Below are 14,847 nucleotides of genomic sequence, written 5' to 3'. Positions count from 1 at the left end.
ACCATCGGGGGAAAATCAGAATTCAAAGCACACAAGTTCGTAGCAAAAAAGTAAGAGAAGGCCTTGAAGCCGCCGATTGGTTTAGCGGCTTCAAGGCCTTTATTGGGACCTGATGCTCTTGAGCTTTTGCGAGATGCCGTTATTTACAAAGAAGCTTCGTCATTTGCAAGCACGGTTTTTGCCTGATCAAGCTGCTGGCGAACAACGCTGTTGCCCGTTCCGCCTTCCGTTGTTCGGGCCTTCACGATGCTTTCCAAGTTCAACGCAGACGTAATGTCTTCCTCGAACAGGGGGCTTGCCGCCTTGAAGTCTTCAAGGGACAAGTCATCGAGGTTGCAATCTCGCTGTTCGCATAACAGCACGAGGTGACCAACCACTTCGTGAGCATGGCGGAACGGCAGGCCCTTCTTTGCCAGATAGTCAGCAACGTCCGTTGCGGCCAGGTGGCCCTTCTTCGCCTGCGCCATCATGTTGTCCGGTTTGATCTGCATGGTCTCAATCATTCCGGCAGCGCACTGCAAGCAGTCCTCTAGCGTTTTTGCCGAGTCGATGACGCCGTACTTGTCTTCCTGCAAGTCTTTGTTGTAGGCAAGCGGCAACGCCTTCATGGTAACCAGCAGCGAAACCAGATTACCGACGACGCGCCCTGTTTTGCCACGAATGAGTTCGGCGAAATCGGGGTTTTTCTTCTGGGGCATAATGGACGACCCCGTTGAGAAGGAGTCCGACAGCTCAATGAAACCGAACTCCGACGTTGACCACAGCACAAGCTCTTCGCACAAGCGCGACAGGTGCATGCAGCTTACCGCGCAGGCATAATCAAGATCGAGCAAGAAATCGCGATCAGAAACAGCATCGAGCGAATTGGGGATTACCTTACTGAAGCCAAGCTCCGCCGCCGTCATCTGGCGGTCGAGCGGATAGGTGGTTCCGGCCAGCGCTGCCGCGCCAAGCGGACTTGCATCCGCCGCGCGCTCAGCTGCCGCAAGACGCTCGAAATCGCGCGTAAGCATCCACACGTAGGCAAGCATATGATGCGAGAACAACACCGGTTGGGCATGCTGCATATGCGTATAGCCAGGCAAAATGACGTCGAAGTGCTTCTCGGCTTGCTCAACGAGCGCATGACGCAACGCAACGTTGGCACGCATAAGGTCATGCGCGCGCTTTTTCGCAAACAAGCGCGTGTCTGTTGCCACCTGGTCGTTGCGACTTCTTCCGGTATGGAGACGTGCGCCCGCATCACCGATGTCCGCCGTCAAAGCTCGTTCGACGGACATGTGAATGTCTTCATCGTTGATGTCGAACGTGAAGTCCCCCGACTCTATGCGATTCTTCACGCGCTCGAGACCGGAATCGATGGCATCAGCGTCTTCATGCGAAATGACGCCGACCTTCGCCAGCATGTGCGCATGCGCTTTCGAGCCGGCGATATCCTGAGCATACAAAGCCTTGTCGACCGGCAAGGAAGCGCCAAAGCGCTGCGTAAATTCGCTTACGTTTTCAGTGAAACGTCCCGACCACAAAGCCATGGGACTACTCCGTTTCCTTGTTTGCAGCGGGCTTTTCGGCCTGACGCCACAGAGGCGTAACGTCCTCGTAGCGGCCGCGCTTCAGGGGACCTTGCTGGTTCTGGGCGTCGAACAGCTCAGCAGGAGCGCCTTCCTTGCGGCGATTGACCGCCCACGTCCTGGTGGAAAGCGTCTGGATTTGGATAAAGCCTTCAGCGGCGCTGCGGTTGAACGTGTCGCCCTTGTCGTAAGTTGCCAAGGACTGATCGTACAGCGAGTATGCGGACTTGCGGCCAACAACCGTGCAGGAACCCTTGTAGAACTTCAGGCGCACCGAGCCGTACAGGCAGCGCTGGGTGGAGGCCATAAATGCGTCGATAGCCTCCTTCAAAGGCGAGAACCACTGGCCGTTGTACACGCAGCGAGCCCACGTCTGCTCAAGGTCAAGCTTGTTGTGCAGCACTTCGCGCTCGAGCACCAAATCTTCCAGCGCTTTGTGCGCAAGAATCAGTGCCATGGCGGCCGGCGCCTCATAGCACTCACGGCTCTTCACGCCCACCAGGCGGTTTTCAACCATGTCGATGCGGCCATAGCCGTGCTTGCCGGCAATAGCGTTCAATTCGTAAATAATGCCCAGATAGCTTTTCTGGTTGCCGTTGATGGCATAGGGAACGCCACGGGCAAACGTCAGCTCAACGTACTCGGGCTCGTCGGGAGCCTTCGTGGGGTCCGTGGTCATGGTGTAGATGTCCGTCGGCGGTTCGGCCCACGGGTCCTCCAGCACGCCGCACTCGATAGCGCGACCCCACAGGTTGTCATCAATAGAGTACGGGGAATCCTTCGTGGCACCCACTTCAACGCCATGCTTTTCAGCCCACTCGATTTCATCGGGGCGCGTCAGCAAGTCCCACTCACGCACGGGAGCGAGAATTTCAAGAGACGGGTCGAGCATGGTGATGCTTGATTCGAAACGAACCTGATCATTGCCCTTGCCCGTGCAACCATGAGCAACGTACTTTGCACCGAACTTGTGAGCGGCGTCCACCAAGTGCTTGGAAATCAGCGGACGGGACAGCGCAGACACCAGGGGATATTTGTTCTCATACATGGCATTTGCAGCCAATGCCTTCGTCAGATACTCCTGAGCGAACATCTGACGCATGTCAACGACCAGGCAATCGAGCGCGCCGACGCGCAGGGCCTTCTGCTTGATTTTCTCCAGGCCGTCATGCTCCTGCCCCACATCACCCACAACGGCGATAACGTCGAGGTTTTTCTTGTCCTGCAACCACTTGATGCAGCATGACGTGTCCAAACCGCCAGAATATGCAAGGACAACCTTTTCCCTTTGCTCAGCCATGATAAAAATCCTTCCGTATGTTCGGCTTAATTGACAACACGTTTCCCACGCTTGCCGCGTTGCGCAGACATGTCCCGGAATGCCAGGCAGCTGATAACAGGTTTTCTAGCGGCGCCAGAAGGACAGCTGTCCCTTGGCACACCGCTTGCAGCAGTCTACGACAGATATTTGGCGCAAACTAACAACGTAACAGCTTGTAACAAACATGGGTATGCGAGAGTGACCGTTCTCGCGACGGATGCTATGCGACTATCGTCGTCGCAGACGGTCGATGGCTTTTTTGACCTCGATTGCAGCCTCGGGGCTTTCTGCAGCAATCATAATGGTGTTGTCGCCGGCAACGGTGCCAAGCGCGCCACGCAAGCAAGCTTTATCAAGGGCAGCGGAAACGCCGGCAGCACCGCCGGAAAACGTTTTCACAACCACCATATTGCCTGCTACGTGCACCTCTTCGACCAATTCGGAAACCATGCGCTGAAGACGCATTTCCTCGGGAAGGACGTAATAGCCTTCGCGAGATTTAACGAGACCCATATCCATGATGTCACGAGAGATGGTGGCCTGAGTGCACTCATAGCCGGCAGCCTGCAGCTGGCTTGCAAGGTCGCGCTGCGTTTTGACATTGTTTTCGCGAATGATATCGCGAATAACGTCATGTCGTTGTTGCCGTTTTCTCATGCCTGAATGCTCTCTGTCCTATGGATAGGACATCGTATACGGTTTCCTGCAATATCCTTTTGCGTTATGCAATATAGTGCAAGCCACAAACAGAATATGCAGTAGATGATACCGCAAGAAGTGGTTGTATTGACGATGAAAATAGAAAAACGTGCGGTTTGCGCACTTCAGTTTACCAGTTTTGCCGCATCCCAATAACAGCATTACGCAAAATGGCCCGGCCAAACCAGTAACGAAGATCGACCGGGCCTTATTGAAATTATGCGGAAACGCGTTACAGCATCGCGCTCAGGCGCTGCACCATGGTGTCGATGTCCGATTTTTCACACACGAGAGGAGGAAGGAAGCGCAACGTGTGCGCACCCGTTGCGTTCAGAAGCAAACCTTCTTTCAGCGCTGCCGTAACCAATGAGGGCGCATCAACGCTTTCGTCAAGATCGACGGCGTTCATAAAGCCCACGCCGCGCACCTCTTTCACATGAGGCACCGTAGCAAGCTTTTCCCTCATATAGGCACCAACCTCGTTGATATGCTGAGTGAAGCCATCCGCAAGGGTGTTCAGCGTTGCCTGCGCCGCCGCAATGGCAAGACAGCTGCCGCCGAACGTGGTGCCGTGATCGCCGGGCTGGAAGGCTTCGGCGATGTGGCGAGGCGCCGCGCACGCTCCCATGGGCATGCCTGCCGCAATACCCTTTGCCATGGTGACGATGTCAGGCGTCACGCCGAAATGCTGGAAAGCAAACGGAGCTCCACAACGATAGATGCCCGTCTGAACCTCGTCGCACACCATAAGCGCACCGTACTGGTTCGTCAGGTCGCGAACGGCCTGCAGGAATTCTTGCGTGCAAGGATGAACGCCGCTTTCGCCCTGAATGCATTCGAGCATAACAGCGCAAATGCCAGCACCCTGCTGTTCGAACAAAGCTTTGAGCGCGTCAACATCGTTTATGGGCGTGCTCACAAAGCCACCGGGCAGAGGCTGAAATGCCTCCTGCTTTGCCGGCTGAGCCGTTGCGGCAAGCGTGGCGAGCGTACGACCATGGAAGCTGCGATCAAGGACGACGATAGTGCGCGGAGCCGCCTCGAAGGCTTGCTTTGCCTGCTCGTCAGACGCACCAGCTTCGCGAGCTTTCTCCTCGGCGCTTTTGCGCGCGTACAAGCGCGCCAGCTTGATTGCGCACTCGTTGGCTTCTGCACCGGAGTTGGCAAAGAACGTCTGCCACGGCTCGGGAGCATCGGCATCCCCGCCATTAAGCAGCGCCGAAAGCTGGTGAGCAAGCTGACCACGGCCCTCGATGTAGTAATAGTTGCTTACGTGCATAAGGCGTTCGGTCTGCTTTTGCAAAGCATCGACAATTGCCGGGTGGCAGTGGCCCAAGCAGCAGACACCGATACCCGCGATGAAGTCGAGGTAGCTATTGCCGTCGGCGTCTTCGACCACCATTCCCTTTCCAGAAACAAGCTCGACTGGCTTGCGCCCAAAGGTATGCATGACGTATTGAGATTCAAGTTTTTGCTGTTCAGCTAAAGACATTTGATTCGCTCTTCCTAATAATGTGCGCCTGCAAGCGCTTGCTAACGATTCTGGCTGCTTTGCGTGGATTGCGCAGGTTGACTTTGGTCGCGATTCTCAAGCAGCTTTGAAGCGAACTTGCCCAGAGGGTGGTTATCGAACCGGTACGCTTCTTCCGTTGAATGCATGGTGGTGCCAACGCCCGTGCTGGTCAAAAGTTCAAGCAACAGCGAATGAGGCGTGGTTCCGTTGATGATATGAGCTCGCTGAACGCCGTTTTCAAGTGCATGAATGCATGACTTCAGCTTGGGAATCATGCCCGTAGAAACCACGTTGTTCTCAACCATGTAACGCGCCTCAAAGACCGTGAGGTTAGAAATGAGCGAACTTTTGTCCTCGAAGTTTTCATACAGGCCGTCAACGTCGGTGAGGAACACCGCCTTGTGAGCGCCAATCGCAGCAGCAATGTGGCCCGCCACCATATCCGCGTTCACGTTGTAGAAGCCACCGTCCTCGCCAAGGGCGACCGACGCGATAACAGGAATGTAGTCGGAAGAAACCAGGTCGTCCAGCAAGGGGCGATTGATTCGCGTGATGCGACCAACACGGCCCAGCTCGGGGCTTGCCTGCTCCGCAACAATGACGCCAGCATCCGCACCCGATACGCCCACGGCGAAATTGCCATGACGATTAAGCGCTTCGACGAGCTCTTGATTCACTTCGCCCATCAGCACCGTGCGAACCACGTTCATAGCTTCAGGGGACGTGACTCGCTGACCATCCTTGAACTCGACCGGAAGGTTCAGCATATCCATAGCACGAGAAATGGCATTGCCACCACCGTGAACGATGACCGGATTGACGCCAACGATTTTCAGCAGCACGATGTCGCTCATGACATCGGCGCGTAGCTTCTCGTCGACCATAGCCGAACCGCCGTACTTGATGACAACGGTTTTGCCAGTGATGTTTTTGATCCAAGGCAAAGCCTCGACAAGGATTTCAGCTGCCTCAATGGAAGCGCCCTCGGGGCGCGTGTCTTTTGCGTATTTCATGAGCGATAATCTCCGTTAATCGTGACATATTCATGCGAGAAGTCGCACGTCCACATAGTTGTAGCTTCGTCGCCTGCGCCGAGATTGATATCAATAACCACATCAGGCGACTCGAATCGTCGAAGCGCCTCTTCCTCATCGAAGGGAACCGTCAAACCCTGACGGCACACCGGCAGGCCCATGATGTCGATACCAACCGACTCCTGATCGAATGCTGCGCCCGATCGTCCAAGTGCAGCGGCAATGCGGCCCCAATTGGCATCGTGCCCATAAATAGCCGTTTTCACCAGGGGTGAGTTCGCAACCGTTCGCGCAGCCGCATCGGCGTCTTCGACGGTTTTCGCGCCAGCAACGTTAACGGTGATAAGGCGCGTTGCCCCTTCGCCATCGGTTGCCATCGTGCGAGCAAGCGCGATGCAAACAGTGCGAAGCGCGTGCTCGAACGCCGAAAAAGCCGGGGTTCCAGGAACCATGTAGGCAGCACTCGGCTTAGCGGCTTCGCCGCTTGCCAACAAGAAACAGGAATCGTTCGTAGACGTGTCTGAATCGACAGTGATTTTATTGAAGCTCATGTCAACCGCCGCTTTAAGCGCCGTATGCAGATCATTTGCCGCAATAGGAGCATCGGTGGTGATAACGGAAATCATCGTTGCCATGTTCGGCATAATCATGCCAGACCCTTTGGCCATGCCTCCAACGGTAAACGAGCAGCCTTCGTAACCGATGCCGGAACCACTGAAGGAAACGGCATATTCTTTCGGATGCGTGTCCGTTGTCATGATGGCGCAAGCCGCGTCATGGCCGCCAGCAGACGAGAGAGTGGAAACCGCCTTCTCGGACCCCGTTTCGAACGGCTCCATCTGAAGATGCTGGCCGATAACGCCCGTTGAAGCCACCAGCACTTCTTCTGCCGGGCAACCAAGCGCATCTGCCACGATTGCCGATGATTGACGAGCGGTATCGAGGCCCTTATCCCCCGTAGCCGCATTCGCAATACCAGAGTTGATAGCTACCGCACGGACTGTTCCGTACCCAACGCCGCCCAAGCGTTCCTTAGACACCGTTACCGGCGCCGAGCAGAACACGTTCGTGGTGAACACGGCAGCGCATGCCGCCGGCTGGTCTGCGGCAACCAGCGCAAAATCCAACCGCTTTGGATCAGCGCGGAAACCTGCATGGATGCCACAAGCCTTAAACCCTTTTGCGGATGCCACTCCGCCATTCGGGAGAAACGGCAAGTCGGCATAGCGCTCGGCCGTACTTGCGTTTCCTAATGGCGCGACATCCGCTTCGGAACCTGAAGAGGGAACGGAATTCGTCATGATGCGCTTCTCTCCCGGAGCCTAAAGCCCCGCAACAATAAATCCCCTACACCGGAACTGCCACTGTATCAAGGCCAAGGTTTTCGGGCAATCCCCAAACGATGTTGGCGCACTGAACGGCTTGATCTGCCGCGCCTTTGCCCAGATTATCGATTGCACCGACGGCAATAAGCATTCCTACGCGCTCATTGACGGCCAAGCCGATATGGGCGCAATTCGTGCCCACGACCGACGACGTTTTCGGCATAACGCCCTTATCGAGCACCGTGACAAAAGTGCTGTCCTGGTAATAGCGCTTATACTGCTCGATGATTTCTTGGGCATCTCGAGTTGCATCGGCCGCAAGGGGCAGATTGACCGTTGAGAGCAGGCCCCTGTTCAGCGGAGCCAGATGCGGCGTAAACACCAGCCTACCGGGAATGCCCAGGATTTGCTCGATTTCCGGCGTATGGCGATGCGTGGCAACGCCGTATGCTTCAAGGTTTTCATCGGCAAAGCAAAAATGAGTGCGTGCCGTTGCCTTTTTGCCAGCACCCGTGACGCCAGAGATTGCATCAACCACAACCGGCGCGTTGTCGGCAACAAGGCCCATGCGCACCGCAGGAGCGGCGGCAAGCGACGTTGCCGTAGGATAGCAGCCAGCGCAACCGACCAGAGCGCCTTTACCCTGCGCCCTTTCCTGCGCCGCGCGCGCAAGATCATCGGGGAACAGCTCAGGCAAGCCAAATGCTGCGCGTTTCAGAAGTTCGGTTTGCGTATGAGGGACTTTGTACCATTGCTCGTAAACCGCGGGGTCTTTCAAGCGAAAGTCTGCCGAGATATCGACCACCACGCCGCCGCGGTTGACGATTTTCGGGGCCATTGCCATTGCCGCCGTATGAGGAACAGCAAGAAACACGAGGTCGCACTCATCGATTGCGGGATCGTCGTGTTTCGCGAACACCAAATCCGTTGCGCCCGTAAAGCCCGGGTACTCCTTCGCAACAGGCGTTCCTGCCAGTTCGTTAGAAGTTACCGCAACCAACTCGAACTCAGGGTGCCGAAGCGCCACGCGAATCAGTTCGACGCCGGCGAAGCCCGCCGCTCCCACAATGCCGCATTTGATGCTCATACGATACCCTTCCCGTTCGAGGTGTAATGATACGTTGGGACCGCCTGTTCGAGCATGCGAATCGCTTCCTCATCGGTTGCTGATAATGCGTTCTCAAGCTCATCGAGCTTTGCGGCAACCTGATCGTAGCTGATTTCCTGCCCCGTTGAAATCATGATGGACTGGTTATCAGTAGGAAGCGTGCTCTCCTCGTCCATGAGCAGTTCCTCGTACATCTTCTCACCTTCGCGCAAGCCCGTAAACTCGATTTTGATGTCGACGTCAGGCATGAGACCTTGCAACTGAATCAAACCTTTTGCCAAATCAACGATCTTCACGGGCTCGCCCATATCGAGAATGAAGATTTCGCCCCCGCGAGCCATGCCTCCCGCCTGGATGACAAGACGCGACGCTTCGGGGATGGTCATGAAGAAGCGCTCGATATCGGGATGCGTAACGGTAACAGGGCCACCCGCAGCGATCTGCCGCTGGAATACGGGGATGACGCTGCCGTTCGAGCCAAGTACGTTGCCGAACCGGACGGCCGTGAAGATGGTTTTCGAAGAATGGGCATAGTACTGAACGACCATCTCGCCCATGCGCTTCGTTGCGCCCATGACGCTGGTGGGATTCACCGCTTTGTCGGTGGAGATGAAGATGAATCGAGCTGCACCGTATGCATCGGCGGCGCGAACAACGTTAAGCGTACCGAAAACATTGTTGTGCACTGCTTCTCGGGGACAATGCTCCATAAGCGGAACGTGCTTGTGGGCGGCCGCATGGAACACCGCGCCGGGACGATACTTCGCAAATACCTCGTTTACGCGATCGATGTCACACACGTTGCCGATTTCGATGATGATTTCGATGTCGCTGTATTCGGAAAGCAACTCGTTGCGCAGCATGTAGGCATCGTTCTCGTAGATGTCGAAAATGATGATGCGCGCAGGCGCAACCGTGCAAAGCTGCCGGCACAGTTCACTGCCAATAGAGCCGCCGCCACCGGTGACAAGCACCGTTTCCCCCGCGATATAGCCCGAAACCGCACGCGTGTTCAAAACGATTTCCTCGCGACCAAGCAGGTCTGCAACGTCAACATCGCGCAGGCTAACGTCGCCGATTTCGTCAAGGGACAGGGCGCGTACGTTCGGAAGCGTGCGCAAACGGCAATCGGTTTTCGTGCATTCGCCGTAAATGCGCTTGCGCTCTTCAGGCGTAGACGACGGAATGGCAACGACGATTTGCTGGATGTCGTAGCGATCGACCAAATCAACGATGTCTTTGGTTGACCCGCCAACCTTGACGCCGTGAATGCGCTGACCACGCTTTGCGGGATCATCATCCGTTGCGATGATGGGAATACCGGGCATCAGCGGGTCTTTCGACGCCATGCGTCCGATTGCCAAGGAACCCGTTTCGCCCGCGCCGACAACAAGCGTACGAGGACGATCGCACGTGCGCTGCGACGACACGAAGGCGCGCCCCTTTTGGCGCATATAACGGAATATAAACCGCATGCCGCCCATGAAGAAAATCAGCAAAAAGCACGATACGACAAACACCCTGATGGGAAGCCGCGTGCCGATAATCCACAGGAACGCGGCACCGCCAAGGGTGCCAAGCACCGTTGCCCCGACGATCTGAACGACCTCGTCAATGCTGGCGTATTCCCAGAGGTTGTTGTACAAGCGAAATGCAGCAAGCACCAGCACATTGATGCATGCCAGAATACCAAGAACGAAGTAAATCTCGTTGTTGACGAACACTTCACCCTTCACGTTCGTGAGGATGGAAGCAAGCCAATACGAAATATACGTAGCAACGATGTCGAGCAGCAACAAAAGCGCTGTTCTTTTTGTGATATGCACGTCCAAACCCGGCCCCGTCTTCATCTTCATCAAATAGAACAGTTCATAGTGTCAGATTACCTACAAAGGCTGCCGACTGAGGGTTTATTGTATCCAAAGTGTCGTATTATTGCAGCGATATTACCGGCTAAGGAGCTTGTTTCATGAATACTACAGCCCGCCAATCTAGCGACGAAACCGAGCATTATCCCATGTCGCAGCCTGCAAGACAAAGCAATATCGATGCATTGGTCCGCTTTTTCGAAAGCGGCATCAAACCTCATGGAAGCCACGGAAAGCTTGGCATAGAGCTTGAGCAAATTGTTGTACGCAACGACAACTCGCCCGTGTCGTACAGCGAGGAGCATGGCGTTGCCTGGCTGCTTTCGCAGCTTTCCGAAAGCTACCCCGAAAAAACCGTAGACAGCGAAGGCGATCTTCTGGGCGTAGCGCGGCGCGGAGAAGCCATCACCATCGAACCCGCTGCGCAAGTCGAACTGTCTGCAGGCCCATTCGACACGCTTGAGCATGCAAGCAAAGTGTTTTCAGCGTACGAGAGCACGCTTCAAAATCTGCTTGCGCAAAACGGGATGCGCATTGTTGCGCAGGGATATCACCCCAGCGCAACCGCACGAAGCCTCGAACTTATCCCCAAACAGCGATACGACTTCATGAACCGTTATCTGAGCGCAAAGGATTCTTACGGCCCTTGCATGATGAGAGGTAGCGCTTCTACGCAGATTTCCATTGATTTCACCAGCGTTGATGACTGCCTGCGGAAAATGCGCCTTGCGTATGCCTTGGTTCCGTTGCTGAGCCTGATATGCGATAACTCCCCCATGTTTGAGGGGAAGCCCCGCACGCACAAGCTGATGAGAACCGACGTTTGGAGGCACACGGACTGCGACCGCTGCGGACTTGTTCCGGGAGCGCTTAACAAAGACTTCACGCTTGAGCGCTATGCCCAGTTTGTTTTGGACACCCCCGCCATAGTGATGCCCCAGGACGGCGGCTGGGCTTACAGCGAAAAAACCTTTGGCGAAATCTACGCAAACCAAATCATGACGAACCAGGAAATCGAGCATGCTGTTTCCATGCAGTTCCCCGATGTTCGCCTGAAGACCTACTTGGAGATTCGCCCTGCCGACTCCATGCCCATCCCCTATGTCATTGCTTATGCAGCGCTGATCAAGGGGCTGTTCTATAGCGAAAACAGCCTTGATGCATTGGATACTTTGTTCGAGGGCGTTACCGCAGAAAGCTTTGAGGCCGCAAAGGACGAACTTATGCAGCACGGCTACGATGCCGTTGTTTACGGAAAGCCTGCAGCGGAATTGTGCGACAGCATTATGGGCATTGCGCTAAAAGCCCTTTCAGCAGAAGATGCCACGTATCTTGAACCGCTTATGCAGCTGGTTCAAAACCGCACAACCCTGGCCGATATCGCCGAGAGCTAAAGCTCTTCGACGGTCAACGAAACGGAAACTTTTTCGAACGCGCCGCAATTCGTGACGGACAAGACGGAAGACTCGGGTAGACTGAACCGAGCATTTACCTAATGATTGGAGACACCCATGAGCAACAAGGGCAAAAAGGTTAAGGTTCACTACACCGGCACCTTGGACGACGGAACGAAGTTCGACTCTTCCCTCGACCGCGGCGAGCCGTTGGAGTTCACGTGCATGGCCGGACAGATGATCCCCGGTTTCGACGCCGCCGTTGAGACCATGGAGCAAGGCGAAACCAAAACGGTGTACATTCCCGCAGCCGACGCCTACGGTGAGCGCAACGAGGAACTGGTGCAGCGCATTCCCTTGGAGAACATCCCCAATGGCGACCAGCTTCCCGTTGGCCAGACCGTGTACATGCAGGGCCCGACCGGTCAGCCTTTCCCCGTTTTCGTTCAGGGCATTGAAAACGGCATCGTGACGTTCGACATGAACCACGAGCTTGCCGGCAAGGATCTTAACTTCGAGATTACGCTTGTTGAAATTGAAGGCTAGTCTTTCGTTTTCAAAGTGCATTTCGGGCCGCCGCTATGGCGGCCTTTTTATGCTGCGCGCAGGCGCTGCGAGAAGCGAACAACGCGCGCTTGAAGATCTTGCTGGCCGATGCTGTTGAGCTGAGCAACGCGAGCGATAAGCCTTTCTTTGTACGTTTCCTCAAGTGCCTCGGGAACGCCAAGGCCCATGAACTCCGCCTTGCTTACGCAGTCTTCATTAGGTGAAACAGCACGATCTTGCATGCGATCCCATCCATAGCAATTTGCCTCTAAAGCGCGTGACCCGCAAAGCGGTTTTGACGATAGCGGCGAGCATGTGCCATAGACCTGATAAAAACCGTTTGAGCGCGATTCGCTTTCTAGGGGAAGTTCACAAGGCTCCTCAAACCCCTGATGCGTAAGCTGCCAAAACACGCTTGCCAGCACCATATAGCGCTCCTGGCAATTCCACGGACCCTCAAGCCAGATACGATACGCAAGCGCAGCAGCCCAAGGTTTGCACCCAAACGTCAGCATATTCTGTACGCCTTCAGGACAATTGTGCCGAGAAGACACATCGACCACGCGCCCTTGCAGCACGCGTTCTATGACGCTTCGGCCACCTGAGATGTGCACCACGAATTCTTCCTGGGGAAACACGCAATACGATTTGCCTTCTTTGCGTTTGACCTGGCATTGCCGCATGGCGCCAAGCGCCCTGGCCATGCGCTTTCGCGCCACGCGACGTTGCTGAGGCGTTGCGGTTTCCCACCCAGGCATACGCGAGGCGAAAGTGCGTTCTACCACATAGAGCAACGTTTGCTTATCGCAGCACGCAAGGGCGTCTTGGACGGTTGGAACCTGTTTGCGCGAGAAGACCTGCTCATCCCAAAGCAACTTAGAGCACGACATGGCCCACCTCCTGCATGAGGCAGATGGCGTCCTGGCAATCCATGACGCACGCGCATCGCAATGGCAAAAAATCGAGAAATTCCTGGTCATACCATTGATCAGCACTGAACGCTTCTTCATTGCACAACATGTTGCCGAGCCCGCCGCCAGAGCAATTATCAAGGCACTCGTCTTCCAACACACTTTGCAGCGCTTCTGCCTGGCACAACGGAATGGCGGCCATAACAACCAAAGCCTGCGGATGAGAGCAGCACGAGCGAGAGCCGATTTCGACCATGGAGAACACCTACTTATTCTGTTCCAAGGGTGAAGAGGATCTTGCAAACGTGGTACGGGCAACGAGGAACACCGCTACCATCTATGGACAACCCCCGGTTATAGGAGAAGCGTTTGCACTGGCTCTTATGCGATGGCGCTAGTATAGCATATACACGTACGTTTGTTCGTACGAAATTGCAAAAATATGGCCTCTTTGGATGATGGTTCAATCCAAAGAGGCCATCTAGCGGCTTCTTACCAGCTCAGGAGCTCGTAGCCCGTTTCCGTTACCACAAGCTGAACCTCCCACTGAGCGGAAGGCATGCGGTCGGCCGTGCGAACCGTCCAGCCGTTCGGGTCGGACATGTCGATGTCATGCGCGCCCATATTGATCATGGGCTCGATGGTAAAGCAGCTGCCCGGCGCAAGCACCATGCCGGTGCCCGGCTCGGACACGTGGCTTACGAACGGGTCTTCATGGAACTCAAGCCCAATGCCATGGCCGCCAAACTCGCGCACAACCGAGAACCCCTGCGCGTGCGCGTACTCGTGAACCGCAGCGCCCACGTCGCCGAGCAGCCCCCACGGCTTGACCGCGGCAAGGCCCGCCTCAAGCGCCTTCTTCGTTTCCTCCACCAAACGGCGCTTCTCGTCCGAAACGTTACCGATGCAGAACATGCGGGACGAATCGGAGAAATAGCCGTCGAGGATGGTGGAGCAGTCCACGTTGACGATGTCGCCGTCTTTCAGCACGTCGTCGGGCGAGGGGATTCCGTGGCACACCACTTCGTTGATGGACGTGCATACGCTTTTCGGATAGCCCTCGTAGTTCAAATCGGCAGGAATGCCGCCGTGCTCGACGGTGTAGTCGTAAATCCACTTGTCGATTTCCTCGGTGGAAATGCCCGGCCCGATGCGTTCGGCCACGTAATCAAGCACGCCGATGTTAATGGCCGCGCTTTTCTTGATGCCCTCGATATCTGCAGCGGTTTTCAGCAGGCTGCGCTGCGGAACCTCGAAACCTTGCTCGTAGAGCTCCTGCAGGCGCTCATCGGAATCAAGGTGGCACTTCTTATACTTACGCCCGCTGCCGCACCAGCATTCGTCGTTGCGCCCGGGGCTTTTGAGATTGTCGTACATGCGATTTCCTTTCGTTTTGCGGCCTATTGTAACGCTGTTAGCTTCGGCTAAACCTTGAAATCACGCGAATACAGACGCCGTGCGCAAAGTAGGCTGCGGCCACTCTCCCAGCAAAACGCGCTGCCGCAAATAAGGAAAGCCGCCGAATGCTCGACGGCTTTCCGCTTCGTTTCGCTTTTC

At 55.5% G+C, this 14,847-nt stretch carries 13 protein-coding genes; 2 read left to right on the top strand and 11 right to left on the bottom strand.

The window, feature by feature from the left end:
• Positions 1-143 precede the first annotated feature (143 nt).
• From argH to ET524_RS05440, 8 genes are all read right to left on the bottom strand, one after another.
• Positions 144-1,532 (bottom strand): argininosuccinate lyase, encoded by a 1,389-nt coding sequence (gene argH / locus ET524_RS05475; protein WP_129423912.1) that lies wholly within the window; start codon positions 1,530-1,532, stop codon positions 144-146.
• Positions 1,533-1,536: 4 nt separating this feature from the next.
• The gene (locus ET524_RS05470; protein WP_129423910.1) at positions 1,537-2,871 is read right to left on the bottom strand and encodes an argininosuccinate synthase; all 1,335 of its coding nucleotides are present in this window, start codon (positions 2,869-2,871) and stop codon (positions 1,537-1,539) included.
• 249 nt (positions 2,872-3,120) lie between these two features.
• A complete protein-coding gene (locus tag ET524_RS05465) occupies positions 3,121-3,549 on the bottom strand; it encodes an arginine repressor (RefSeq protein WP_129423908.1) in 429 nt (142 codons plus the stop codon).
• A 274-nt stretch (positions 3,550-3,823) separates the two neighbouring features.
• Positions 3,824-5,041 carry an aspartate aminotransferase family protein gene (locus tag ET524_RS05460; protein ID WP_269089565.1) on the bottom strand — a complete coding sequence of 406 codons (1,218 nt, stop codon included), beginning with the start codon at positions 5,039-5,041 and terminating at the stop codon, positions 3,824-3,826.
• Between the two features lie 83 nt (positions 5,042-5,124).
• Positions 5,125-6,117, bottom strand: coding sequence for an acetylglutamate kinase (argB, locus tag ET524_RS05455; RefSeq protein WP_129423904.1), 993 nt, complete (start codon positions 6,115-6,117; stop codon positions 5,125-5,127).
• Positions 6,114-7,439, bottom strand: coding sequence for a bifunctional glutamate N-acetyltransferase/amino-acid acetyltransferase ArgJ (gene argJ / locus ET524_RS05450; RefSeq protein ID WP_129423902.1), 1,326 nt, complete (start codon positions 7,437-7,439; stop codon positions 6,114-6,116). The genes argB and argJ overlap by 4 nt, the downstream gene beginning before the upstream one ends.
• 46 nt (positions 7,440-7,485) lie before the next feature.
• Complete coding sequence (gene argC / locus ET524_RS05445) at positions 7,486-8,550, bottom strand: N-acetyl-gamma-glutamyl-phosphate reductase (RefSeq protein ID WP_129423900.1); 1,065 nt, start codon at positions 8,548-8,550, stop codon at positions 7,486-7,488.
• Positions 8,547-10,370 carry a polysaccharide biosynthesis protein gene (locus ET524_RS05440; RefSeq protein ID WP_236648260.1) on the bottom strand — a complete coding sequence of 608 codons (1,824 nt, stop codon included), beginning with the start codon at positions 10,368-10,370 and terminating at the stop codon, positions 8,547-8,549. The genes argC and ET524_RS05440 overlap by 4 nt, the downstream gene beginning before the upstream one ends.
• 170 nt (positions 10,371-10,540) lie before the next feature.
• Between ET524_RS05440 and ET524_RS05435 the strand changes: the two genes are divergently transcribed.
• Together ET524_RS05435 and ET524_RS05430 are read left to right on the top strand one after the other, a co-directional pair.
• Positions 10,541-11,833 carry a glutamate-cysteine ligase family protein gene (locus ET524_RS05435; RefSeq protein ID WP_201738682.1) on the top strand — a complete coding sequence of 431 codons (1,293 nt, stop codon included), beginning with the start codon at positions 10,541-10,543 and terminating at the stop codon, positions 11,831-11,833.
• Between the two features lie 117 nt (positions 11,834-11,950).
• A complete protein-coding gene (locus ET524_RS05430; protein ID WP_129423896.1) occupies positions 11,951-12,379 on the top strand; it encodes an FKBP-type peptidyl-prolyl cis-trans isomerase in 429 nt (142 codons plus the stop codon).
• Positions 12,380-12,426: 47 nt separating this feature from the next.
• Here ET524_RS05430 and ET524_RS05425 read toward each other — a convergent pair whose 3' ends face one another.
• The 3 genes from ET524_RS05425 to ET524_RS05415 all read right to left on the bottom strand — a co-directional run bounded on the left by ET524_RS05425 (position 12,427) and on the right by ET524_RS05415 (position 14,667).
• Positions 12,427-13,062, bottom strand: coding sequence for a hypothetical protein (locus ET524_RS05425; RefSeq protein WP_129423894.1), 636 nt, complete (start codon positions 13,060-13,062; stop codon positions 12,427-12,429).
• 193 nt (positions 13,063-13,255) lie between these two features.
• The gene (locus tag ET524_RS05420; protein ID WP_129423892.1) at positions 13,256-13,546 is read right to left on the bottom strand and encodes a hypothetical protein; all 291 of its coding nucleotides are present in this window, start codon (positions 13,544-13,546) and stop codon (positions 13,256-13,258) included.
• 236 nt (positions 13,547-13,782) lie between these two features.
• Positions 13,783-14,667 carry a methionyl aminopeptidase gene (locus ET524_RS05415; RefSeq protein ID WP_129423890.1) on the bottom strand — a complete coding sequence of 295 codons (885 nt, stop codon included), beginning with the start codon at positions 14,665-14,667 and terminating at the stop codon, positions 13,783-13,785.
• Positions 14,668-14,847: the final 180 nt, after the last annotated feature.

This window comes from Senegalimassilia faecalis (assembly GCF_004135645.1).
Classification (GTDB): Bacteria; Actinomycetota; Coriobacteriia; order Coriobacteriales; family Eggerthellaceae; genus Senegalimassilia; species Senegalimassilia faecalis.
Note: the sequence above shows the minus strand (reverse complement) of the source record. Positions and strands in the feature narration are given on the sequence as shown.

What these genes read in the sequence shown, in the direction of transcription:
- argB (WP_129423904.1), bottom strand. Translation starts at nt 6,117, where the DNA reads ATGAAATACGCAAAAGACACGCGCCCCGAGGGCGCTTCCATTGAGGCA.
- argC (WP_129423900.1), bottom strand. Translation starts at nt 8,550, where the DNA reads ATGAGCATCAAATGCGGCATTGTGGGAGCGGCGGGCTTCGCCGGCGTC.
- ET524_RS05420 (WP_129423892.1), bottom strand. Translation starts at nt 13,546, where the DNA reads ATGGTCGAAATCGGCTCTCGCTCGTGCTGCTCTCATCCGCAGGCTTTG.
- ET524_RS05425 (WP_129423894.1), bottom strand. Translation starts at nt 13,062, where the DNA reads ATGCGGCAATGCCAGGTCAAACGCAAAGAAGGCAAATCGTATTGCGTG.
- ET524_RS05435 (WP_201738682.1), top strand. Translation starts at nt 10,541, where the DNA reads ATGAATACTACAGCCCGCCAATCTAGCGACGAAACCGAGCATTATCCC.
- argJ (WP_129423902.1), bottom strand. Translation starts at nt 7,439, where the DNA reads ATGACGAATTCCGTTCCCTCTTCAGGTTCCGAAGCGGATGTCGCGCCA.
- ET524_RS05460 (WP_269089565.1), bottom strand. Translation starts at nt 5,041, where the DNA reads ATGCATACCTTTGGGCGCAAGCCAGTCGAGCTTGTTTCTGGAAAGGGA.
- ET524_RS05470 (WP_129423910.1), bottom strand. Translation starts at nt 2,871, where the DNA reads ATGGCTGAGCAAAGGGAAAAGGTTGTCCTTGCATATTCTGGCGGTTTG.
- ET524_RS05430 (WP_129423896.1), top strand. Translation starts at nt 11,951, where the DNA reads ATGAGCAACAAGGGCAAAAAGGTTAAGGTTCACTACACCGGCACCTTG.
- argH (WP_129423912.1), bottom strand. Translation starts at nt 1,532, where the DNA reads ATGGCTTTGTGGTCGGGACGTTTCACTGAAAACGTAAGCGAATTTACG.
- ET524_RS05415 (WP_129423890.1), bottom strand. Translation starts at nt 14,667, where the DNA reads ATGTACGACAATCTCAAAAGCCCCGGGCGCAACGACGAATGCTGGTGC.
- ET524_RS05465 (WP_129423908.1), bottom strand. Translation starts at nt 3,549, where the DNA reads ATGAGAAAACGGCAACAACGACATGACGTTATTCGCGATATCATTCGC.